General features: G+C 32.4%; 20 protein-coding genes and 1 tRNA gene. 15 read left to right on the forward strand and 6 right to left on the reverse strand.

The annotated features are described in order from the left end of the window. Positions 1-30: 30 nt before the first annotated feature. A tRNA-Arg gene (locus IGB25_RS07265) sits at positions 31-104 on the reverse strand. Positions 105-402: 298 nt separating this feature from the next. Between IGB25_RS07265 and IGB25_RS07270 the strand changes: the two genes are divergently transcribed. From IGB25_RS07270 to IGB25_RS07280, 3 genes are read left to right on the forward strand one after another with little or no spacing between them, the layout of a single operon-like run. After that, positions 403-909, forward strand: coding sequence for a DUF4199 domain-containing protein (locus tag IGB25_RS07270; protein ID WP_211064443.1), 507 nt, complete (start codon positions 403-405; stop codon positions 907-909). A gap of 3 nt (positions 910-912) precedes the next feature. After that, on the forward strand, positions 913-1,863 hold the full coding sequence (locus IGB25_RS07275; RefSeq protein ID WP_211064444.1) for a glycosyltransferase family 2 protein: 951 nt from the start codon (positions 913-915) through the stop codon (positions 1,861-1,863). Between the two features lie 2 nt (positions 1,864-1,865). Next, the gene (locus tag IGB25_RS07280) at positions 1,866-3,578 is read left to right on the forward strand and encodes a phospho-sugar mutase (protein ID WP_211064445.1); all 1,713 of its coding nucleotides are present in this window, start codon (positions 1,866-1,868) and stop codon (positions 3,576-3,578) included. 8 nt (positions 3,579-3,586) lie between these two features. On the opposite strand, the gene IGB25_RS07285 is transcribed toward IGB25_RS07280, so the two are convergent. Beyond that, positions 3,587-4,264 (reverse strand): hypothetical protein, encoded by a 678-nt coding sequence (locus tag IGB25_RS07285; protein WP_211064446.1) that lies wholly within the window; start codon positions 4,262-4,264, stop codon positions 3,587-3,589. A gap of 139 nt (positions 4,265-4,403) precedes the next feature. On the opposite strand from IGB25_RS07285, the gene IGB25_RS07290 reads away from it, so the two are divergent. The 6 genes from IGB25_RS07290 to IGB25_RS07315 all read left to right on the forward strand — a co-directional run bounded on the left by IGB25_RS07290 (position 4,404) and on the right by IGB25_RS07315 (position 9,768). Then, on the forward strand, positions 4,404-5,300 hold the full coding sequence (locus IGB25_RS07290) for a transcription antitermination protein NusB (RefSeq protein ID WP_247653439.1): 897 nt from the start codon (positions 4,404-4,406) through the stop codon (positions 5,298-5,300). Between the two features lie 60 nt (positions 5,301-5,360). Further along, a complete protein-coding gene (locus IGB25_RS07295; protein WP_211064448.1) occupies positions 5,361-5,852 on the forward strand; it encodes a DUF1573 domain-containing protein in 492 nt (163 codons plus the stop codon). Between the two features lie 6 nt (positions 5,853-5,858). After that, positions 5,859-6,155 (forward strand): preprotein translocase subunit YajC, encoded by a 297-nt coding sequence (gene yajC, locus IGB25_RS07300; RefSeq protein ID WP_211064449.1) that lies wholly within the window; start codon positions 5,859-5,861, stop codon positions 6,153-6,155. A gap of 69 nt (positions 6,156-6,224) precedes the next feature. Beyond that, entirely contained in the window at positions 6,225-8,159 is a 1,935-nt protein-coding gene (locus IGB25_RS07305) for a M1 family metallopeptidase (protein ID WP_211064450.1), read from the forward strand. Between the two features lie 55 nt (positions 8,160-8,214). Beyond that, a complete protein-coding gene (gene crcB, locus IGB25_RS07310; protein ID WP_211064451.1) occupies positions 8,215-8,589 on the forward strand; it encodes a fluoride efflux transporter CrcB in 375 nt (124 codons plus the stop codon). 18 nt (positions 8,590-8,607) lie between these two features. Then, positions 8,608-9,768, forward strand: a complete 1,161-nt coding sequence (locus IGB25_RS07315) for a GlmU family protein (protein ID WP_371815873.1) — start codon at positions 8,608-8,610, stop codon at positions 9,766-9,768. An 8-nt stretch (positions 9,769-9,776) separates the two neighbouring features. Here IGB25_RS07315 and IGB25_RS07320 read toward each other — a convergent pair whose 3' ends face one another. The 4 genes from IGB25_RS07320 to IGB25_RS07335 form a co-directional block, all read right to left on the reverse strand. Next, positions 9,777-10,298 (reverse strand): porin family protein, encoded by a 522-nt coding sequence (locus IGB25_RS07320; protein ID WP_211064453.1) that lies wholly within the window; start codon positions 10,296-10,298, stop codon positions 9,777-9,779. A 275-nt stretch (positions 10,299-10,573) separates the two neighbouring features. After that, entirely contained in the window at positions 10,574-12,454 is a 1,881-nt protein-coding gene (locus IGB25_RS07325) for a LysM peptidoglycan-binding domain-containing protein (protein WP_211064454.1), read from the reverse strand. Positions 12,455-12,492: 38 nt separating this feature from the next. Continuing rightward, on the reverse strand, positions 12,493-14,022 hold the full coding sequence (guaA, locus tag IGB25_RS07330; RefSeq protein ID WP_211064455.1) for a glutamine-hydrolyzing GMP synthase: 1,530 nt from the start codon (positions 14,020-14,022) through the stop codon (positions 12,493-12,495). 335 nt (positions 14,023-14,357) lie between these two features. Then, positions 14,358-15,587: an HD domain-containing protein gene (locus IGB25_RS07335; protein ID WP_211064456.1), complete on the reverse strand. Its 1,230-nt coding sequence runs from the start codon at positions 15,585-15,587 to the stop codon at positions 14,358-14,360. Between the two features lie 34 nt (positions 15,588-15,621). Between IGB25_RS07335 and IGB25_RS07340 the strand changes: the two genes are divergently transcribed. The 6 genes from IGB25_RS07340 to IGB25_RS07365 all read left to right on the forward strand — a co-directional run bounded on the left by IGB25_RS07340 (position 15,622) and on the right by IGB25_RS07365 (position 21,849). Further along, positions 15,622-17,178 (forward strand): response regulator, encoded by a 1,557-nt coding sequence (locus IGB25_RS07340; RefSeq protein ID WP_211064457.1) that lies wholly within the window; start codon positions 15,622-15,624, stop codon positions 17,176-17,178. A 73-nt stretch (positions 17,179-17,251) separates the two neighbouring features. Continuing rightward, positions 17,252-17,659, forward strand: a complete 408-nt coding sequence (gene tsaE, locus IGB25_RS07345; protein ID WP_211064458.1) for a tRNA (adenosine(37)-N6)-threonylcarbamoyltransferase complex ATPase subunit type 1 TsaE — start codon at positions 17,252-17,254, stop codon at positions 17,657-17,659. 255 nt (positions 17,660-17,914) lie between these two features. Further along, complete coding sequence (locus IGB25_RS07350; protein ID WP_211064459.1) at positions 17,915-18,742, forward strand: prephenate dehydratase; 828 nt, start codon at positions 17,915-17,917, stop codon at positions 18,740-18,742. After that, the gene (locus tag IGB25_RS07355) at positions 18,739-19,896 is read left to right on the forward strand and encodes a pyridoxal phosphate-dependent aminotransferase (protein WP_211064460.1); all 1,158 of its coding nucleotides are present in this window, start codon (positions 18,739-18,741) and stop codon (positions 19,894-19,896) included. Before IGB25_RS07350 ends, IGB25_RS07355 begins: the two co-directional genes overlap by 4 nt. Continuing rightward, the gene (locus IGB25_RS07360) at positions 19,893-20,747 is read left to right on the forward strand and encodes a prephenate dehydrogenase (protein ID WP_211064461.1); all 855 of its coding nucleotides are present in this window, start codon (positions 19,893-19,895) and stop codon (positions 20,745-20,747) included. Before IGB25_RS07355 ends, IGB25_RS07360 begins: the two co-directional genes overlap by 4 nt. Before the next feature lie 10 nt (positions 20,748-20,757). Beyond that, on the forward strand, positions 20,758-21,849 hold the full coding sequence (locus tag IGB25_RS07365) for a bifunctional 3-deoxy-7-phosphoheptulonate synthase/chorismate mutase type II (RefSeq protein ID WP_211064462.1): 1,092 nt from the start codon (positions 20,758-20,760) through the stop codon (positions 21,847-21,849). The last annotated feature ends 371 nt before the right edge of the window (positions 21,850-22,220 follow it).

The raw sequence follows: 22,220 nt of genomic DNA on the forward strand, positions 1-22,220 counted from the left end.
GACCAAATCGCCAGAATGCTTTTTAAAAAGTGATCGCGACAGGATTCGAACCTGTGACCGTCTGCTTAGAAGGCAGATGCTCTATCCAGCTGAGCTACGCGACCAGATAAAAGAATTTTAGAAAATTTATTCTACATTCTTTATTAATCCAATATGCCAAGGTCGGCTTAGAAAGTATCTCGCACATATTGTGTTAGAACAACTTAACTAAGTCTGTGTAAAATTTGACAGAACTAATTCCATTAAATTTAAGGTCTGCAAAATTAATATTTTTTTGGATATAAAAAATTTATAAAAGCATTATTATTGAATTTATTTTAATTTGATAAATCTCAATATTCCTTTTAATGGAGTGAATACTGCTTCAATTGATTTGTTTTATATTTGCTTAGATTTTTAAATATGGAAAACCAAACTTCAAATTATAAAAAACTAAGCATAAACTACGGAATTATTTTTGGAGTATATTCTTCTGCATTATTATGGCTTAGCTACAAATTCAATTTTGAAAACAGTTTATTGATGTCTCTTATTTCTGTCATCGTTGCTGTTTTGGTGGTTTTTTTTCCCATACAACAATTCAAAACCTATAATGACAATATTTTAAAATTGAGTGAAGCTCTAAAAATTGGTCTAATCGTAGGGTTAATTAGTGGTTTAATCTATGGCATTTATACTTATTTGCATTATAAGTCTATAGATGTGGAGTTCATTCCACTTCAATTAGAAGAAAGCAAAAAAGAGCTTGAGCTTAATAGTAGTAAAATGACAAAAGAAGAATTGGAACAAGGTATCGCGATGATAGAAACATTGCTTTCTCCGTTTATGCTTGCCACTTTTGCATTATTTACTTTACTGTTTAAATCTTTTATTATAAGTCTAGTTATTGGCTTGATAAAAAAAAATTAACCTATGCTAATTTCCATCGTTATTCCATTACTCAACGAAGCTGAATCACTTCCAGAGCTTCACACTTGGATAAAAAGAGTGATGGATCACAACAATTTTAGCTATGAAGTTATTTTTATTGACGATGGCAGTTCAGACAATTCTTGGGAGATTATTAAAAATTTAAAAAACAATCACTCTGAAATCAAAGCTATTCGATTTTCAAAAAATTATGGCAAATCTCAAGCTTTACACGCTGGCTTTGATATGGCTGATGGTGATATTGTTTTTACGATGGATGCCGATTTACAAGATAGTCCTGATGAAATTCCAGAAATGATTGAAATTTTAAAAACAAAAAATCTTGACCTTTTATCTGGATGGAAAAAAAAGCGTTATGACTCTGTAATCTTTAAAAATTTACCTTCTAAACTTTTTAATTATGTCGCACGAAAAACTTCTGGTTTAAAACTACACGATTTCAATTGCGGGTTAAAAGCTTATAGAAAAGACGTGGTTAAATCTATTGATGTTAAAGGTGAAATGCATCGCTATATCCCTGTTCTGGCTAAGAATGAGGGTTTTAAACATATAGATGAAAAACCTGTCAAACACCAAGCCAGAAAGTTTGGACAAACCAAATTTGGAGCCGAACGATTTATCAATGGATTTTTAGACTTGGTATCGCTATGGTTTTTTTCTAAATTTGGCAAACGACCAATGCATTTTTTTGGTGCACTTGGGGTTTTGATGTTTGTCATCGGGTTGCTTTCATCAATTTATATTGGTGGCTCCAAACTTTATAAACTATACAACGATTTACCAAATATATTAGTGGTTGACAACCCGTTTTTTTATATTGCTCTATCCAGTATGATTATTGGTGTGCAATTATTTTTAGCTGGATTTATTGCTGAACTTTTATTAAATAATCAGTCTTCAAAATACAGATACAATATATCAGAAAAAATTTAATTATGGATAAAAAAATTATAGAAAAAGCTCAAGAATGGTTAGATAAACCTTTTGACCAAGATACCCAAAAATCTGTTCAGCATCTTATCGAAAATGATTTATCAACTTTAGAAGATGCTTTTTACACTAATATCAATTTTGGAACTGGTGGAATGCGTGGTATTATGGGCGTTGGAACCAATCGAATCAACAAATATACCTTAGGAAAAAACACTCAAGGCATTTGTAACTATCTCAAAAAGGTTTTTCCTGATCAAAAACATAGCGTTGCTATTGCCTTTGATTGTCGTCATAATAGCAAAACATTGGCTAAAGTGGTTGCTGATGTGTTTTCTGCTAATGATGTTAAGGTTTTTATTTTTGAAGATTTAAGACCAACTCCTGAATTGTCTTATGCATTAAAAACTTTAAATTGCCACTGCGGAATAGTTTTGACTGCAAGCCACAATCCACCAGAATACAATGGATATAAAGTCTATTGGCAAGACGGCGGTCAGATAGTTCCACCGCAAGATCATGAAATAATTGAAGAAATCAATCAACTTCAATTCAAAGATGTCTTGTTTAAACCTAAAGAAAATTTAATAAATTATATCGGAGAAGAAATTGATAAAAAATTTATTAAAGATTCCATTCATAACGCCAAAACATCATTAAAATCATCAGCTCGTGAAGATTTAAAAATCGTTTTTACTTCTATACACGGAACAGCCATAAAACTGATTCCGCAGACTTTAACTCAAGCTGGCTATACTCAATTAGCAATTGTCAAAGAACAAGCCGAACCTGATGGCGATTTTCCTACCGTAAAATCACCAAACCCAGAAGAACCTGAAGCTTTAAAAATGGCATTAGATCTCGCTGACAAAAATGAAAGCGATATTGTCATTGGCACAGATCCTGATAGCGATAGACTTGGTGTTGCTGTAAGAGACAACAACCAAAAAATGATTTTACTTAACGGCAACCAAACTATGATTTTAATGACTTGGTTTTTGCTTGAGAAATACAAAAACAATTTAAAAGGAAACGAATTTGTTGTATCAACTATAGTTTCAACTCCTATGATGCGTGTTATAACAGAAAATTATGGCGTTGAATTTACGGAAACCTTAACGGGTTTTAAATGGATAGCTGATTTAATAAAGAAATATCCCAATAAACACTTTATTGGTGGTGGTGAAGAAAGCTTTGGGTTTATGGTTGGTGATTTTGTAAGAGATAAAGATGCTATCACCTCTACTCTGCTTATCTGTGAAATTGCGACTCAACTAAAATCGGAAGGCTCATCTTTGTATAATAAATTGATTGAACTTTATACAGAACATGGCTTTTACAAAGAAGATCTTGTTGCTTTGGTTAAAAAAGGAATTGAAGGTCAAAAAGAGATTCAACAAAAAATGAAAGATTTAAGAGATCATCCCTTAGATAAAATCTGTGGAGAAAAAGTTGTTCTAATTGAAGATTATCAAAATTCTACGGCAAAAAACTTTCAAAATCACAAAACCACAAAACTTGATATTCCCAAGTCTAACGTGTTAATTTATTATACTGAAAACGGTACTAAAGTTGCGACAAGACCAAGTGGAACAGAGCCTAAAATTAAATTTTATATCAGCGTCAATACCAGTTTATCTAAAGTTGAAGATTTTGAAAAAGTTGACAATATGCTAAACCAAAAAATATCTAAGATAAAAACGGAACTCGGTCTATAAAACTACCGCTAAAGCTTATCAGGGTAGCTAATCCTTGATATTTCAGCTTTGGCTATAATGTTGTTTTCCCCTTCAATAATCCATGTCATTGCAACAGGTATTCTGTTTACTGTAATGTATTTATAATAAGTCAATACGCCTTTATCAAAAGGTTTAGTCTTAATATCGGTTGAATAATTTACCTTTTCAATGATATGGGTTTGAGGATGCTTAAAGATTTCAAAATCTGTATCAGACAGGCGAGATTTGTATTTAAAACCAATCAAACTATCTTTTTCAAAAGGTTTCAGTGCTTTATCTGTTTGGATCCAAAAAGGCAAAGCATATAATTCTGCAGACCACAACACGATCTTTTCAAACTTAGATTCCATTTTTTGGGTATTTAAAACCGTATCAAGTTTTGAATTTTTAATCTTAATTTCAGTACCCTCAGTGTTTAAAATCAAGTTACCATCAAAAAAAACAGAATCTTCCGTGCTTAGTTTCAAATGAAATTTAACAGCCTTTTCCGCTTCAAAAGCTCGAGTGTTGTAAGCCGATCGTAAAGGTGATAAAGTGCTATTGTATCTGTTTTTATCGATAGATTTGGACGTGCTTTCATCGCTTTTACTTTTAGCTTTATCTGATTGACAACCAAAAGAAATTATGCAAGAACAAAAAAACAAAACAAAAGATTTTCGTAGCATGACAATTTTTTTTTTAAAATTAAACAATATTATAGAAATTAATTCTGACTATAACAATAAAAAAATTAAATTTGTCGATATGTTAAAAATATAAAGTTCTCTTGACATGCTGACACGAAGACATATTAGAACCAAGGTTATGCAAAGCATTTATGCCACTAAGCATAGCAACTTTGGCAATATCAAAAGCCAAGAAAAGTTTTTGAACAAAAGTATGCAAGATATGTTTGACCTTTTTATAATCAATTTAAACTTGTTGGTCAACATTTCTATGTGTGCAGAAAAATTTTATAACCAAAGTAAAAAAAAACATTTACCAAGCCAAGAGGACAAATCTCCAAACTTAAAATTTGTCAACAACAAGATTTTACAAAAACTTAAAACTTCAAAGATTTTAGAAAAAATTAATCATCAAAAAAAATTAGATATTTGGGACTTTGATGATGAATATCCTGCTTTACTATGGGATGAAATCAAGCAAAGTGAAATTTATTATGAATATTTAAATCATAAAAAATCATCATATGATATTGATAAATTTTATATCATAGAAATTTATAAAAAAATTATCGCCCCTAACGACAAACTTTATGAATATTTTGAAGATCACAAACTCACATGGATTGACGATTTACCCATTGTTAACACGAGTTTAATCAGATTTTTAAAATTTATTCCTAAACATTCCAAAGATTTAAAATTTCCAGAATTATTTAAAAACAAAGATGATTATGAGTTCGGTATTCAATTACTTCAAAAAACACTTCTGAACGAAGATACTTTCAGTAAAGATATTGTTAAAAACACTCAAAATTGGGACAAAGAACGAATAGCAAGCCTTGATTATATCATGCTTTTAATGGCATGCACTGAATTTAATAAATTTCCAAGTATCCCGATTAAAGTAAGCATCAATGAATATTTAGAAATTGCCAAAAACTATTCCACACCAAAAAGCAGTAACTTTATAAATGGTGTCTTAGATAAAATAGTTAAGCAGTATAAAAATGAAAATAGACTGAATAAAAGTGGCTGAGGCTTGATAGAATAAATAATTTATAATACTTTTGAAAAAAATAAACTAAAATACAGAAATATGAAAAAATTAATTTTATGTCTATTAGTAATGTCTTCAATGACATTCACATCTTGCAAAAAAGATGCATCCGAAAAAGTAAAAGCAGAAAACGTTGAAAACGCCACTGAAAGAGATGCTAAAGAAGTGGTTTACCCAACTTTAGATTTTGATAAAAAAACTCACGATTTCGGAACAATTGACGAAGGCGATGTAGTAGAACACACTTTTACTTTTACTAACAATGGAAAAGCACCATTGGTTATCACAAACGCTAGAGGTAGTTGTGGCTGTACTGTTCCAAGTTATACCAAAGAACCTATTGCACCTAGTGAGTCTGGTGAAATGTTGGTTAAGTTTAATTCAAGAGGAAAAAGAAATCAACAAAACAAATCAGTAACTATTACTGCAAATACAGAAAAAGGTAAAGAAACCTTACAAATTAAAGCATTTGTCAATCCTTCAGCTAATGCCAAAAACGCTAAAGCTGGTTCACCAATTCAAGTTAAATAATTTTAGATGGGAGATATAGGAGGCTTATTGCCTATGCTATTGATTTTTGTGGTAATCTTTTTTTTCATGATAAGACCACAAATGAAAAAGCAAAAACAAGAAAAACAATTTAGTGCAAATCTTAAAAAAGGTGATAAAGTCGTAACAAAAAGTGGAATGCACGGCAAAGTTGTTGATTTTAGCGAAAAACTTGATGCCGTTATTCTTGAGACAGGTGCTGGTAAAATAACTTTTGACAAATCTTCTATTTCATTAGAAATGTCTCAAAAAATAAATGCACCAAAAGAAGATAAAAAGAAATAACAACATAATAATTTAAGATAAAAGCCGGGTAATGCTCTCGGCTTTTTTTTGATTAAAAACAAAAAATAAATGAAATCGTATAAGTTTTTTCTATGCTCTTTCTTGTTTGTAGCATTCTGGACTAGTAATGTCAAAGCTCAAGATGTAAATCCTAACAATCAAGAACTCTTTAGTGAATTTAAGGATAGAACTGGCAATAGCTATCGTTCAGCCAATGGTGTTCCGGGTCCCGAATATTGGCAAAATCAAGCCAACTATAAAATTGATGTGAGTTTAAATCCTGAAAATCACAAAATAAAAGGTCAAGTAAAGATTGAATACATCAACAACAGTCCATTTGATTTAGATTATGCTTGGCTTTTCCTTGAACAAAATAGGTTCACACCAACTTCAAGAGGAACTTTAACAACACCATTAGATGGAAATCGATATGATGGCGATATTGATGGTGGATATAGTTTGTCTAACATTAAAGTCGAAACAAATGGCACTTCAAGTAGCAAGCATATTATCAATGATACACGTATGCAAGTCTTTTTTGAAAAACCACTTAAAGCTAATGGTGGTAAAGCTAATATAAGTATGGATTTTGAATTTAAAATTCCAGAAAAAGGCATGGATAGAATGGGAAGATTAGAAGTTGAAGACGGTGTGATTTATGCTTTAGCTCAATGGTATCCAAAAATGGTAACCTTTGATGATATTAATGGTTGGAACGTTATGCCTTATCTCGGTGCAGGAGAATTTTATTTAGAATACGGAAATTTTGAATATTCTGTAACTGCTCCAAGAGAATATATCGTTGTTGGTTCTGGAGAATTGCAAAACCCAAAAGAGGTTCTGACAAAACAACAACAAAGAAGATTAGATAAAGCTAAGCAATCAGACAAAACACAATTCATTATTAAGCCAAACGAAGTCGGTCAAACTGATAAAATCAGGACTGATGGTGATAACTTTACGTGGAAATTTAAAATACAAAACTCAAGAGACGTTGCCTTTGCGACCTCAAAAGCCTTTATATGGGATGCCGCAAAAATCAATTTACCAAATGGTAAAAAAGCCTTAGCCCAATCTGCATATCCTAAAGAAAGCTATGGCGAAGATGCTTGGGAACGTTCTACCGAATATACAAAAGTCGCCATCGAGCATTATTCTATAAAATGGTTTCCATATCCCTACAAAAATGCAGTTAACGTTGCCAGTAATGTTGGTGGTATGGAATATCCTGGCATTGTATTTTGTAGCTATAAATCAAAAGGTGAAAGCCTATGGGGCGTTACCGATCATGAATTTGGACACATTTGGTTTCCTATGATTGTTGGCAGTAACGAAAGACGACATGCCTGGATGGATGAGGGTTTCAATACTTTTATCAACCTCTACTCTACTGATGCATTCAATGATGGTGAATATCCTAACCGAATGCTAATGGCTAAGCAAAGTCTGATTCCGTGGTTTTTAAGTCCAAATAGAGAAGCTATCAGCACTTTCCCTGACGTTGTACAAACGCAAAACTTAGGCATTGTAGCTTACTATAAACCTGCTTTAGGTTTATATATTTTAAGAGAATATATTCTCGGTTCTGAACGATTTGATTTTGCATTTAAAAGCTACATCAAAGCTTGGGCATACAAACACCCTACACCAACAGATTTCTTTAATATCATAGAAAATGCCGCAGGAGAAAACCTAAGCTGGTTTTTTAAAGCTTGGTTTTATGGTAATGATAATATTGACTTAGCCGTCAATAAAGTTGAAAAATCTGAAATAGGTTATAAAATTGAATTTGAAAATTTTGGTATCCCAATGCCTGTTGTTTATAATGTCTATTACCAAGATGGAAGCAAAGATGAATTAAGGTTACCTGTTGAAATTTGGCAAAGAGGTGATACTTGGACTACAGCTATAAAAACCGACAAAACGATAAAAAAAGTTGTGATTGATCCTAATCGTATTTTACTTGATGTTAAGCCTGACAACAACCGTTGGGAAACTGAGTGATAAAGCCTTTAGAATCAATTCAGAGTTCAAACATGTTTTGATATTATTTTAGATTATGGCTTTAAGTAATATTCTATGGGTATTTTTAGGTGGAGGCATCGGAAGTGTTTTACGCTTTGTCGTTACAAAAACTTTTAGCCAAATATTTGCTAACTTGTATTGGGGTACATTAAGCGTTAATCTTGTTGGGAGTTTATTAATAGGTTTATTGATAGGTTTTGAAATTAAATCAATCCTACATCAACCGATATTGCTTTTACTCGCAACAGGGTTTTGTGGTGGCTTTACTACATTTTCAGCATTTAGTTTAGAAAGTTTAAACTTGATTAAATCTGGACAATATCTGTACGCAACATCCTATATTCTAATCAGTATTATTCTCGGAATCATAGCTGTTGGTTTAGGATTTTATCTTGCAAGACAAATATAAAATCAAAAATATGTAATGATGAATATTGTATTTATTGAACCCTTTCGGCATCAACTCCTGCCACTGACTTATACTAAGCCTGTTTCTGAGATAAGATGTGGGATTTTGAAAATGAAAGAAAAATGGGAAAAAAGATTACCTGAAGCTGATTTTTCTAATTTGACAGAAAATTACCTTAAAACCCTTTGGCCAAGCCAAATCGAAAAGGATAATATTTTTGTAAATGCCTCTGTTTTTCCAACTCCAAAGTTGATTGATCATATTACAAAATTAAAATCTAATCAAGCACTTTTTTCCGATGATGTGGTTGTCGCCTACAGATCTGATGCACCTGAAAAATACAATGAAGTTTTAAAATTCAAAGATAAGCTTAAATTTTTAAAATGGCTTTGGGATATTTTTGCTTTCAATCATGAAGCTATTACTGATGATTTCAAACTCATAACCCAAAACAGAGTTTCTGAGCCAATTCCAGAGCATATTTTAGCTATTAATCCCAATCAAATATTTATTGAAAAGGGCGCAAAACTTATCAATGGTACTTTAAATGCTTTGGATGGTCCAATTTATATTGGTAAAGATACAGAAGTTATGGAATCCGTAAATATTCGTGGTCCTTTTGCATTATGTGAAAATGCAGTTGTAAAAATGGGGGCAAAAATTTATACAGGAACCACCATCAGACTTTTTTCTAAAGTTGGTGGCGAAGTAAGCAATTCCGTCATTCAAGGATTTTCAAATAAAGGTCATGATGGTTTTTTAGGAAATTCTGTTATTGGAGAATGGTGCAATCTTGGAGCCGATACCAACACATCTAACTTGAAAAACAATTATGCATCAGTAAAATTGTGGAACTATAATCAAGAGAAATTTGTTGATACTGGTTTACAGTTTTGTGGACTTATCATGGGCGATCATTCTAAATGCGGTATCAATACCATGTTTAATACTGGAACTGTAGTTGGTGTAAGTGCTAATATTTTTGGCGAAGGTTTTCCTCGAAATTTTATACCAAGTTTTAGTTGGGGTGGCAAAAATGGTTTTATCACCTATAAATTTGAAAAAGCACTTGAAGTTGCAGAGATTGTCATGAAAAGACGTAACAAAAAGTTAAATGATTATGATGTTGATATATTAAAAAGCGTCTTTGAAATTTCTCAACAGTATAGACAACATTGAAACACTTTCTATAAAAAGGAATAACCTATAGCTAATGTGAAATTACCATTTTTACCGTCGCTATTTTCAAAAACATCAGTTAGACCAAAAACATAACGGACATCAGCTCTCAAACCGAATGGCAAGTCAACACCTAATCCAGCTGCACCAGACAAATCAAAACTTTTAGTTTCAAGAAGGTTCGGAAGGTTGTCATCAATAAGGAAACCAAATTGTGGCCCAAGTTGAACATTTAAACCTCCAATCAGATAATATTTCAGTAAAACAGGCACATTGATATAATCTAAATCAATGTCTGAATCTTCAAATTCTGCACCTTGTCGTGAATAAAGCAATTCTGCTTGTAAACCAATTTTACTGATTTTAGTTCCTACAAAAAAACCAGCATTGAAACCAGTTTTGTTATCAAAACCACTGACATCACTTAAAGTTGAAAAATTAGCCCCAATTTTGACCCCTAAATCAATTTTTTGTGCATGAGTTAGTTGTGCAGTAATCAATATAGCAAAAAGAATTTTTAAGATTTTCATAGTTTTTAAATTTTGGTTTTGTCCAGATAAGTTATCGTGCTAATTTAAGATTAAATCTTCAACATAATGAGTTATAAATGTTATTTTAAATGTCGCATAAATATCTCCTTAAAACACAAGTCGGTATCATACTTTTTATCAACAATATTATTCATTCAAATCGGTATTACATTTACACAAAAAGAACTAATAGCAACAACCTTTTTCTGACAGTAGTTAAAACTAAATCTCAAATATAATCAATAAATATCCAAATTTGATAATTTCTATGGTTTCTAATTTAGAATTTCAACATCAAAATCTTTATTGTATTTGATAATATATAAGCCTTGGTTATGATAAACATCTTCCATAAAGGCTTGATTATAGCTAAAACGATTTTCGGTATATTCTGTATAAAGTTTTAGAGTTTTTGGATCTTTTAAATCACCATCGTAGGCTAATCTCAAAAGAATATCATAAGTCATATCAAAAGCCCTAGTTACATATTTGTTTGGAGCATAACCATATTCTTTAATAAAGTTTTGTATAAAATCATTGCTTTCAAGTACTTCATTTTTGGAAGTGCTGACATAGGTAAATGACAAAGCACAAAGAGCCGCATTATTGATAACTTCGCCAAAAGCCTCATTTCGGTCTGAAGTTAGCAATTTGATGTTATAGCCTGCTATATCTTCATCTTGACTTTTATTCAAACTATACAAATGATTTATTACACTTTCTGAAACTCCAATCTGATCGGTTTCTAAAATAACCATGTTGTCTTTTTCAGAATTTAACAATTCCTTGAGAGCATCTTTTTCGACAAAGGGTTTATCAACTTTAAAAAACCTCGCATTAGGGAAAGTATATTTATATTTATCATAAGTTTCTTTTGAAGCACTGTCTATGATAAAAACAAGTTGGGTTTGATCAGTGAAAGTACTATCTATATAAGTAATTAATGTTTCGGTTTTTAAATTTTGTTTAGGTAAAGTGTTAAAGACAAAAGATGATGCATTTTGAGATTTTGAGATAGGTATAAATACAGGAATATTTCGAGTAGAATTATGTTTACTCAGTAGCTCGACATTTGAATTTGTGATTGGTCCAATAATAGCATCTCGATCGTTTAAGTCATTAGCTGTTAAGATAGACTCTAAAACTAAAGCATCTTTTTTGGTATCAAATATTTTTAAATCCGTATAAATTCCTTTTGATTTTGCATAATCTATAGCCCATTTCACGCCTTGATAGATATCTAATGAAATACTAAAAAGCTTATTTTTTTTGATGACAGTTTGTGGTTCAACACTGACACTATCTTTTTTAAACTGATCTAAAGAAAATGGTAAAAAAAGTGCTAGTTTTTTTTCGTTATAGTTTTGAACATAATTTTCTAAATTGATAATTTTATTTTCAGTAATCTCAGTGATTTGCTTGGGTAATTTTATTATCATCCCAGCTTTTAAACCTTCTCTTCTTACAATTGGATTTAGCTTATAAATTATATCTTCACTCACTTTAAACTCTTTGGTTAAGCTGTATAAAGTTTGATGTCTAGGAACTTCATAATATTGCAAATCTATTGCCAAAATATCAAGATTAGAATTTTCTTCTTCTGCTGAATAGCTTGGTATAACTTTGACTAATTGTCCAGTTTGAACCTCTATTATATTTTGATTGAGACTGTCAAAAGCTTTGATGCTCATACCGTATTTTGAAGCGATATCGGCTTTTTTTTCTCCTGGTAAAACAATATGTTTAAAAGCCGAAAAATTTGAGTTTTTTATACTTTGGTTAAAATCTATTTTTTGATATTCCTCAGGCAATTTATAGGCGGGTAATTTTAAGACTTCACCTGCCTGAAGTTCTCTATCATATAGGTTAGGATTAAAGGCTTTGATATCTGCAATACTTAAATTAAAACTTTTTGAAATACTATATAAAGTCTCTTTTGTTTTTACCCTGTAGCGAAGAAAACCAAAATTTTTAGACTCTGCTTTTGGAATCACTATTTTTTGCTGACCAATAGCTTTTGTGTTTTTTAAATCGGGATTATATTTAAGTAACAAATCTAATGAAATGTTATTGGCTTGTGCAATACTTTGTGGTGTATCGTCTGGTTTGACATCATACACTACATAGTTTTGAGCCTGAACAATTTTCAGACTCATTAAAATAAAGAAAGTAAAACAATATTTAAACTTCATACTTATTCCCATTCAATTGTTGATGGTGGTTTTGAACTGATGTCATAAACCACACGATTAACGCCTTTGACTTGATTGATAATTTTATTAGAAACACTTTGCAAAAATTTGTAGGGCAAATCTACCCAATCAGCAGTCATACCATCTGTTGATTCTACAGCACGTAAAGCTACAACTTTTTCGTAAGTACGCTCATCTCCCATTACGCCAACAGAATTTACTGGTAATAGCATAGCACCAGCTTGCCATACCTTATCGTACAGTTTCCATGTGCGGAGTGTTTTTATAAAAATATGATCAACTTCTTGTAAAACACTAACTTTTTGAGGCGTGACGTCATCTAAAATTCTAATGGCTAAACCTGGACCAGGAAACGGGTGGCGTCCTAAAAGTTTGGAAGAAACACCTAATTCTTTTCCTACGCGACGCACTTCATCTTTGAACAACATTTTTAAAGGTTCAACAACTTTCAGTTTCATATATTCTGGTAATCCGCCAACGTTATGGTGTGATTTGATGGTAACCGAAGGACCATTGACCGAAACCGATTCAATCACATCAGGATAAATTGTACCTTGAGCTAAAAAGCTTACGTCTTTAATTTGATGTGCTTCGTCATCAAATACTTCTATAAAAGCATTGCCAATACGTTTGCGTTTGAGTTCGGGGTCAGTCACGCCTGCCAAAGCGGCATAAAATTTTTCGGAAGCATCAACGCCTTTGACGTTTAGTCCCATATTTTTGTATTGGTCTAAGACTTCATCAAATTCGTTTTTTCTCAGTAACCCATTGTTTACAAATATGCAATACAGATTTTTGCCAATAGCTTGATTTAGAAGAACCATGACAACCGTTGAATCAACGCCACCACTTAAACCCAAAACAACTTTTTGGTTGCCAATGGTTTGTTTTAACCATTCAACACTTAAATCTACAAATTTAGCGGGCGTCCAATCTTGAGGAACTTGAGCAATTTTGACCAAAAAATTTTCAAGCAATTTCAAGCCATCTGTGGTATGATAAACTTCAGGGTGAAATTGAATGCCATAAGTATCTTCATTTTCAAATTGAAAGGTCGCAAACTTAACATCTTCTGTTGAAGCTATACAATGTGCATTTGGTGGTAACTTTGTGATAGTGTCACTGTGAGACATCCAGACTTGTGAGCCTTCTTTAATACCTTTGAATAACGGATTATCTCGTTTGATGTCTTCTAAATGGGCTCGACCAAATTCTCGGGTATTTGAAGCTTCAACACTACCTCCGTTTTGCTGCACTAAGTGTTGGGCACCATAACAGATTGCCAAAATTGGTAATTGTCCTTTTATCTGTTTTAAATCAGGTATTGGTGCATTGGCATGCCTTACTGAAAATGGACTTCCCGAAAGAATTACAGCTTTAAAACTGGATAAATCTTTTGGAATTTTATTAAAAGGTTTGATTTCGCAATAAATGTTAAGTTCTCTTACACGTCTAGCAATCAATTGTGTGTATTGAGAACCGAAATCTAAAATGAGGATATTTTTTTGCATGAACAAAAGTAAAAATTTGAATTTTAATTCTATACTTTTTTAGGCAGTTTATACGGCTTATTTTTAAGCTTAAATTTTTTTAAACCCACAATTTAAGTAATCAAATTTAGATATTTAATACCGAATGCTATTTCAAATATGCATAAATGCTCCTTAAAATATCAGTTTGTCGCAGACTATCACGTCGGTATTATACCTTTGTCTTTTCATTAACGATATTTAAAACGCGAACATCACATTAAATATTGTTGCCATAGCAGTGATTCGTTGTTGGATTGAAAAGCTAAATACTGGCAAAGTTAGTTCCAGCACTTTCAATGTTGGACATCATTTCTCTATTGCAGTCCTTTAGGATAGCAGATATAATACTTAACCACAGGTTGAGCTAAGGTTTTTAAATTCAATTGATCCGAAACTTGAGAGACTTCTTTGATTTTTTCATTTTTAAACAAAATCATAATCTGCTGATAATCATAGTTATACGCTTGATTTGACGTCTTGCCTTCAAAGAAAAAATATTTAGCTTCTTCTGAAGTGATGTTAAATTGTTTTTGAATATTGTGTTTTATATTTTCTATTTTTTTGGCTTTAAAAGCTTTGTTTTTCAACTTGACTTTAAACAATTTTCTGTTGATAAGCATTTGGCATAGTTTACTCAAAATTCGATCTGAATGGTTTTGCCATTGTTTTATGGCAGTCATAATATCATAATCATCAAGTTGAGCGAAACGTTCTAAAATTTCAAGGCTAAAATTGTCATACAAAATGTTGTGATTTAAAAAGTAAGACAGACTTGAGTTGGATTGCAATTCATTGCCTTTTTGAATTAATTCTTTAGCTCTTTGAAGTATTTTTATCAAAATCAATTCTGCACCAAGGCTGGTTTTGTGCAAATAGACTTGCCAATACATCAAACGTCTCGCTAATAAAAATTTTTCTACTGAATAAATGCCTTTTTCTTCAATCATCAATTGATTGTCTCTCACATTAATCATTGTGATTAATCTATCAGAATTGATATTGCCTTCAGCCACGCCAGTGTAAAAACTATCGCGTTTTAAATAATCCAACCGGTCAATATCTAATTGACCTGCAACAAGTTGGGTTAAAAATTCTTTATCATAATTACCTTTAAAAATTTTAATAGCTAAATCAAGTTTGCCATTAAAATCTTGATTGAGCGTTTCCATAAATTCTAAAGATAAATTTTCATGGCTCAAACCTTCAATCAAACTATTTTCTAAAGCGTGTGAAAAAGGACTGTGACCAATATCGTGAAGCAAAATAGCTATGAGTGTAGCTTCTTCTTCGTCTTTGGTAATTTTAATACCTTTAAATTTTAAGGTTTGAATAGCCTTTTGCATTAAATACAAACAACCCAAAGCGTGCTGAAAACGCGTGTGTTGTGCACCAGGATAAACCAAATGCGACAAACCCATTTGCGAAATTCGCCTAAGTCTCTGAAAATAAGGATGTTCAATTAAATCAAAGATGAGTTCGCTTGGAATGGTAATAAAACCATATATTGGGTCGTTTATAATCTTGAGTTTGTTTTGTTTTTTCAAAATAATTTCGCTTAATTTCAGCAAATATAAATATATGACTAAGATAAAAATACTTTGGGTGGATGATGAAATTGATTTGTTAAAACCACATATCATGTTTTTGACTAAAAAAGACTATGAGGTTACGACTTGTCAAAGTGGTGTGGAAGCCATAGAAACCATTGACAATGAACGTTTTGACATTGTGTTTTTAGATGAAAATATGCCCGGACTTTCAGGCATCGACACCTTAGCTGAAATCAAAGCTAAACAAAACAACTTGCCTGTGGTGATGATTACTAAAAGTGAAGAAGAGTATATCATGGAAGAAGCCATTGGTTCTAAAATTGCAGATTATTTGATTAAACCCGTCAATCCTAATCAAATTTTGTTGAGTTTAAAAAAGAATTTAGACCACAGCCGATTGGTCTCTGAACGCACAACTTCGCATTATCAACAAGCGTTTAGAAAACTGTCTATGGATTTGTCGCAAGTCAATTCTCATCAAGAATGGGTAGAGCTTTACAAACAACTCTTGTATTGGGAAATGGAACTTGACCATCTTGATGATTCTTCGATGACAGAAATTTTAGAATCTCAAAAACAAGAAGCCAATTCTGCGTTTTTTAAATTCATCACTAAAAATTACGAATCTTGGTTTGACCGTAATACTGACGAAGCACCAACTCTGTCTCATCAATTGTTTAAAACAAAAGTGGTTCCTGAGCTTAAAGACGAACAACCAATATTGATGGTGGTTGTAGATAATTTGAGATACGACCAATTGAAAGCCATTGAACCTATTATCAACAACCACTTTAAAAAAGAAAAAGAAGACGCTTTTTTTAGCATTTTGCCCTCTGCAACTCAATATGCCAGAAATGCTATTTTTTCAGGTTTGATGCCGTTGGATATGCAAAAACTTTACCCGAATTTGTGGTTAAATGATACCGATGAAGGTGGAAAAAATATGCACGAAGCTGAATTTCTTGACAACCAATTGAAACGTCTCGGTTTGCATATCAGCCATTCTTATCACAAAATCACGTCTTTAGAAAAAGGACGAACATTGGCAGATAATTTTGGACAATACAAAAATCAAGACCTCACTGTGGTTGTTTATAATTTTGTAGATATGCTGTCTCACGCTAAGACAGAAATGCAAGTTGTTAAAGAATTGGCTTCAAATGACAAATCTTATCGCTCTCTAACCACGAGTTGGTTTAAAAATTCGCCTTTATTAGATATCATTATCAAAGCACAACGATTAGGTTTTAAACTGATTTTAACCACAGACCACGGCACGATTAATGTAAAAAATCCAACTAAAATAATCGGTGATAAAAATACCAGCACCAACTTGCGTTATAAAACAGGTAAGAGTTTGACTTATAATGAAAAAGATGTTTATGCGGTTAAAAATCCTTCAAACATTCGCTTGCCGAGTATCAATATGAGCAGTTCGTATGTGTTTGCTAAAGGCGATTATTTTTTGGCTTATCCCAACAACTATAATTACTACGTCAAATATTACAAAAACACCTTTCAACACGGTGGCATTTCTCTCGAAGAAATGATAATTCCTTTTGCTGTATTTTCGCCAAAAGGGTAAAAGCCTTCTTTTTTTTAGCTGGATATGAGTTTACATATGAAATCAAATTCAATAGTTTAGAAATTCTTTAATTATGACTTACGGTTTAGACAATCTTGAGGAGGTTGCTCGTTATATTTTAAACAACTCAACGCATAAAACGTTTTTGTTTTTTGGAGAAATGGGCGTTGGCAAAACCACATTGATCAAAGCTTTGGTCAAACATCTCGGCAGTGAGGATAATGTTTCTAGTCCAACCTATGCTTTGGTTAACGAATATCTCACTGATGACAAACCCATTTACCATTTTGATTTTTATCGGATCAATTCTATCGAAGAAGTTTACGATATAGGTTTTGAAGATTATCTCGCTCAAGATGCACATATCATCATCGAGTGGCTAGAACTGATTAAACCTTTATGGCTAGAGAAATTTGTAAAAGTTAAATTGAGCTTGGTTGATGTTGACAAGCGTAAGGTTGAAATGAGTGAGGTTTTTTAAATCATTAATTGTTTTGGATTGTTGAACTTTAAATGGTTATTTGAAAATTTAAGTTTCTTTATAAATTCATTTGCTCAATTGAATTTTATCTATAACTTAGCCAACTGATTATGAAAACAAATACTTTTTTCTTTGACGGTTTCTATTATGCTTTTTTTAAAAGCGTACGGGACTGTTATTGAAATATTAAAAAAATATTTAAAATAATAAAGTCCCGAACCAGTTTCGGGATTTTTTTTTGATTAAAACTAAAATATGACAGAACGCATAGCAATTCAAGGCATTACAGGTTCAAACCATCATAAAGTGGTATGCGATTTTATTTCAAAACAAGCTAAAACCAAAGCTTGTATGAGTTTTAATAGTTTAGTAAAAGCAGTTATTTCAAAAGAGGTTGATTATGGTATTATGGCGATAGAAAACTCTATTGCTGGTAGTATTTTATCAAATTATACTTTAATCAGTGAGCATAATTTGAGTATTTCAGCTGAATATTATTTAGATATCAAACACAATCTCGTCGCGTTAAAAGGTCAAAATTTAGAAGATATTAAATCGGTAAATTCTCATCAAATGGCGTTTTTGCAATGTGGAAAGTTTTTTAATCAACATTCTAATTTAAAATTGGTGGAAGATGTAGATACCGCTTTACCTGCACAAATTATTGCCGAAAAACAAATTCATCATACGGTCGCCATTGTGCCTGACGGGACGGCTGAGTTGTTTGGTTTAGACATTTTGAAATCTCATATCCAAGACAACGACTTCAATTCTACACGTTTTGTAAAAGTTGAAAGAAATCTAAAAATCATCCCAAACCAGTCAGCCGATAAAGCTTCAATCCGTTTTGAATTGGCTCACGAACCGGGAAGTTTGTTTAAAGTTTTGGCTTTGCTACAAGAATACAATATCAATATGACCAAAATCCAATCTATACCGACGCCACTTTCTAAATGGAATTATGCATTTTATGTGGATATGATTTTTTTACCAGAAATTGATATGGAAAATTTAATTGAAAAACTAAAATCAATCACACATCATTTTAAACTCCTCGGAATTTATAAACAAGCACAAAAATGATACAACCTGCCGAACGACTTGCTCAAATTAAAGAATATTACTTCTCTAAAAAACTTAAAGAAGTTAAACGCCTTATCGATGATGGTAATCCCATAATTAATTTAGGAATCGGTTCTCCCGATATCAATCCACCTGAATCTGTTGTTGAAAGTTTGATAAAAGCTACAGCAGATGAAAAAGCCCATCAATATCAAGCTTACGCTGGCATTCCTAGTTTACGTGAAGCGATCAAAACCTTTTACGATAAAACTTATCAAGTTAAACTTTCAAAAGATAATCAAATTTTACCGCTTATAGGCAGTAAAGAAGGGATTATGCATATTTCTATGGCGTTTCTTAATCCAGGTGATGACGTCTTAGTGCCAAACCCTGGCTATCCAACTTATCTTGCTGTGTCAGGCTTAGTTCAAGCCAAAACTTTGTATTATGATTTAAAAGAAAATCAAAATTGGCAACCTGATATTGAGCGACTTTCAAAACTCATAACACCAAAAACCAAACTGATGTGGATCAATTATCCGCATATGCCAACAGGAGCTAAAGCTGATGACGACACAATTAACAATCTTATAGAGTTCACAAAACAAAATCATATTCTATTGGTTAATGACAATCCGTATAGCTTGATTCTCAATGATAAACCTTTTAGTATTTTAAAACATCGTTGGCCCAATAATCACGTTTTAGAACTCAATTCGCTGAGCAAAACCTTTAATCTTTCAGGTTGGCGAGTCGGTATGCTTTGTGGTCATCAAGATTTGATACAACAAGTTGTCAAAGTCAAATCGAATATGGATAGCGGTATGTTTTACCCTATTCAAAAAGGTGGTGAAAAGGCACTTCAATTGTCATCAAAATGGTATCAATACCTCAATGCTATTTACACGAAACGACGAGATTTAGTATGGCAAATTTGTAATCAACTTGATTTGAAATACAACAAAAACAACTCAGGACTTTTTGTTTGGGCAAAAATTCAATCTCAACTTTCTGCTAAAACTTTATCGGATATTTTACTTCACGATTATCATATATTTGTAACACCTGGTGACGTGTTTGGTTCTAATGGTCAAGGTTATTTAAGGTTTTCACTTTGCGTCAATCAAGATGAATTAAAGACGTGCTTAGAGCGAACAAAACACTTCAAGGCATGAAAAAAGTAATTGGCATAGGATTAGGCTTAATAGGTGGCTCGATGTTATTGAGTTTAAAACGCTTTTGGTCAAAAGCTGAGTTTTTAGGACAAGACATAAATAAAGATCACTTAGATAAGGCAATTGATTTAGGTATTATTAATAAGGAAGCTCAAAAACAAGATTTCAAAAATGCAGACTTGGTCATTGTAAGCATTCCTGTTGATATAGCTCCAAATGTGATTCACGAGCTGTTAAATCAAATCGGTTCAAACACGTTAGTCATCGATACAGGTTCTACCAAAACTAAACTTTGTGAGCATCTGAAAAATCATCCCAAACGTGAACAATTTATGGCGACGCATCCCATTGCAGGAACAGAATTTTCTAGACCTCAAGCGACTTTCTCCGAGTTGTTTGATCATAAAACGATGATTGTTTGCGAAGTCGAAAAAACCAATTTAAAACTTCAACAATTGGCCATTCAATGTTTTGAAAAGATGCAGATGAAAATGAGATATATGAATCCTGTATCGCATAACAAGCATATGGCTTACGTCTCCCATTTATCACATATCAGTTCATTTATGTTAGGCAAAACGGTAATCGACAAAGAAGAAAACGAACGCAATATTTTTGACTTGGCAGGCAGTGGATTTGAATCTACCGTAAGGTTAGCCAAAAGTAATCCACAAACTTGGACACCTATTTTTAAACAAAATAAAACATTTGTTTTGGAAGCCTTATCAGAATATATTAATAATTTGAAAAATTTTGAAACCGCTTTAAAACAAGACGATTTTGAACAATTATACAAAGAGATGAACAATACAAATGTTGTAAAAGATATTTTAAAAGGCATACATTTATAAAAATACAGCTATGACAAATCAAAACACATTTAAAAACTGGTTAGAAGCTTTCAATCTTGAACATCCTCTGGTCATTGCTGGACCCTGTAGTGCAGAAACCGAAGATCAAGTACTTAAAATTGCTCATCAACTTAAAAACACAGACACCTCGGTAATGCGTGCTGGCATTTGGAAACCCCGAACCAAACCAGGTAACTTTGAAGGCGTAGGTAAAATAGGCTTAGATTGGCTCAAAAAAGCCAAAGCCGAAACCGGACTCAAAATCGCTACCGAAGTGGCTAACAAAACTCATGTTGATTTAGCACTTGAAGCCGATGTTGATGTGTTGTGGATTGGAGCACGAAGCACCGTTAGCCCATTTATCGTTCAAGATATTGCCGATGCCTTAAAAGGTACAGATAAAATTGTATTGGTCAAAAACCCTGTCAATCCAGATTTATCACTTTGGCTCGGAGCAGTGGAACGCCTACATAAAGCTGATATCCCAAATCTCGGTGTCATTCATCGCGGATTTTCGACTTACGAAAAAACCCGATACCGAAACAACCCTGAATGGCAACTGGCGGTAGATTTACAAAATGAATTTCCAGATTTGCCTTTAATTGTCGATCCATCGCATATCGCTGGACGACGCGATATTATTTTTGATATTTGCCAGACTGCACTTGACCTTAATTACGATGGTATCATGGTAGAAACGCATCATTTGCCAGATGAAGCTTGGAGTGATCTTGCTCAACAAATCACGCCTGAGGCTTTAGACCAAATGACTAAAGTTTTAAAAATAAGAAAAGAACACAGTGAAGCGAATGAATTTAAAAACAAATTGAATACCTTAAGAACCAAAATTGATGTAATTGACCATCAAATTATCAATCAATTGGGCAAACGTATGAAAATTGCTGATGAAATTGGAACACTGAAAAAGAAAAATAACGTTGCTATTTTACAAACCAAACGCTGGAATGAAATTTTAGATAAAATGATAAAGGAAGGTACTGAAAATGGATTAAGTGAAGATTTTGTGACTAAATTTCTCAAAGCTATTCACCAAGAGTCCATTGCACATCAACATAAAGTTTTGACAGGAGATAAAAAATAAAACGATTTAGGTTATAGCTTTTTCCTTAGTAACTAAAACACCTCGTATCCATTAGTGAATTAGTGGCTTTGAGTAAATCCCTTTCGATTTATGTTATATTTTATTTGCAGGTTTATGCTTACGATAAATGTCAGCATTTACAAACCCCGAGATAGAAAATGACCATTGATTTTCATTTTTTAAGATGTTAAAATCAGCCACAAAGATATATTTTAACATTATTTTGCATAATTTATTTTAAATTTACTCTAAAAAGTACCTTGTTATGATGTTAAATTTAAATGCCCTTAACTTACCTTTAGGCCAATTTATCATGGTCTTAGAAGAAGATGGCCAAATTATAGACCAAAAACACCTCATAAAAGACTAAA

The organism is Flavobacterium sp. CS20 (genome assembly GCF_018080005.1).
Classification (GTDB): Bacteria; Bacteroidota; Bacteroidia; order Flavobacteriales; family Flavobacteriaceae; genus Psychroflexus.

Bases quoted from the DNA above. Each gene is read 5' to 3' on its own strand.
- tsaE (WP_211064458.1), top strand. From the start codon at position 17,252: ATGACTTACGGTTTAGACAATCTTGAGGAGGTTGCTCGTTATATTTTA.
- crcB (WP_211064451.1), top strand. From the start codon at position 8,215: ATGGCTTTAAGTAATATTCTATGGGTATTTTTAGGTGGAGGCATCGGA.
- IGB25_RS07340 (WP_211064457.1), top strand. From the start codon at position 15,622: ATGACTAAGATAAAAATACTTTGGGTGGATGATGAAATTGATTTGTTA.
- IGB25_RS07325 (WP_211064454.1), bottom strand. From the start codon at position 12,454: ATGAGTCTGAAAATTGTTCAGGCTCAAAACTATGTAGTGTATGATGTC.
- IGB25_RS07320 (WP_211064453.1), bottom strand. From the start codon at position 10,298: ATGAAAATCTTAAAAATTCTTTTTGCTATATTGATTACTGCACAACTA.
- IGB25_RS07350 (WP_211064459.1), top strand. From the start codon at position 17,915: ATGACAGAACGCATAGCAATTCAAGGCATTACAGGTTCAAACCATCAT.
- IGB25_RS07285 (WP_211064446.1), bottom strand. From the start codon at position 4,264: ATGCTACGAAAATCTTTTGTTTTGTTTTTTTGTTCTTGCATAATTTCT.
- IGB25_RS07305 (WP_211064450.1), top strand. From the start codon at position 6,225: ATGAAATCGTATAAGTTTTTTCTATGCTCTTTCTTGTTTGTAGCATTC.
- IGB25_RS07355 (WP_211064460.1), top strand. From the start codon at position 18,739: ATGATACAACCTGCCGAACGACTTGCTCAAATTAAAGAATATTACTTC.
- guaA (WP_211064455.1), bottom strand. From the start codon at position 14,022: ATGCAAAAAAATATCCTCATTTTAGATTTCGGTTCTCAATACACACAA.
- IGB25_RS07280 (WP_211064445.1), top strand. From the start codon at position 1,866: ATGGATAAAAAAATTATAGAAAAAGCTCAAGAATGGTTAGATAAACCT.
- IGB25_RS07295 (WP_211064448.1), top strand. From the start codon at position 5,361: ATGAAAAAATTAATTTTATGTCTATTAGTAATGTCTTCAATGACATTC.
- IGB25_RS07290 (WP_247653439.1), top strand. From the start codon at position 4,404: ATGCAAAGCATTTATGCCACTAAGCATAGCAACTTTGGCAATATCAAA.
- IGB25_RS07275 (WP_211064444.1), top strand. From the start codon at position 913: ATGCTAATTTCCATCGTTATTCCATTACTCAACGAAGCTGAATCACTT.
- IGB25_RS07315 (WP_371815873.1), top strand. From the start codon at position 8,608: ATGAATATTGTATTTATTGAACCCTTTCGGCATCAACTCCTGCCACTG.
- IGB25_RS07270 (WP_211064443.1), top strand. From the start codon at position 403: ATGGAAAACCAAACTTCAAATTATAAAAAACTAAGCATAAACTACGGA.
- yajC (WP_211064449.1), top strand. From the start codon at position 5,859: ATGGGAGATATAGGAGGCTTATTGCCTATGCTATTGATTTTTGTGGTA.
- IGB25_RS07360 (WP_211064461.1), top strand. From the start codon at position 19,893: ATGAAAAAAGTAATTGGCATAGGATTAGGCTTAATAGGTGGCTCGATG.
- IGB25_RS07365 (WP_211064462.1), top strand. From the start codon at position 20,758: ATGACAAATCAAAACACATTTAAAAACTGGTTAGAAGCTTTCAATCTT.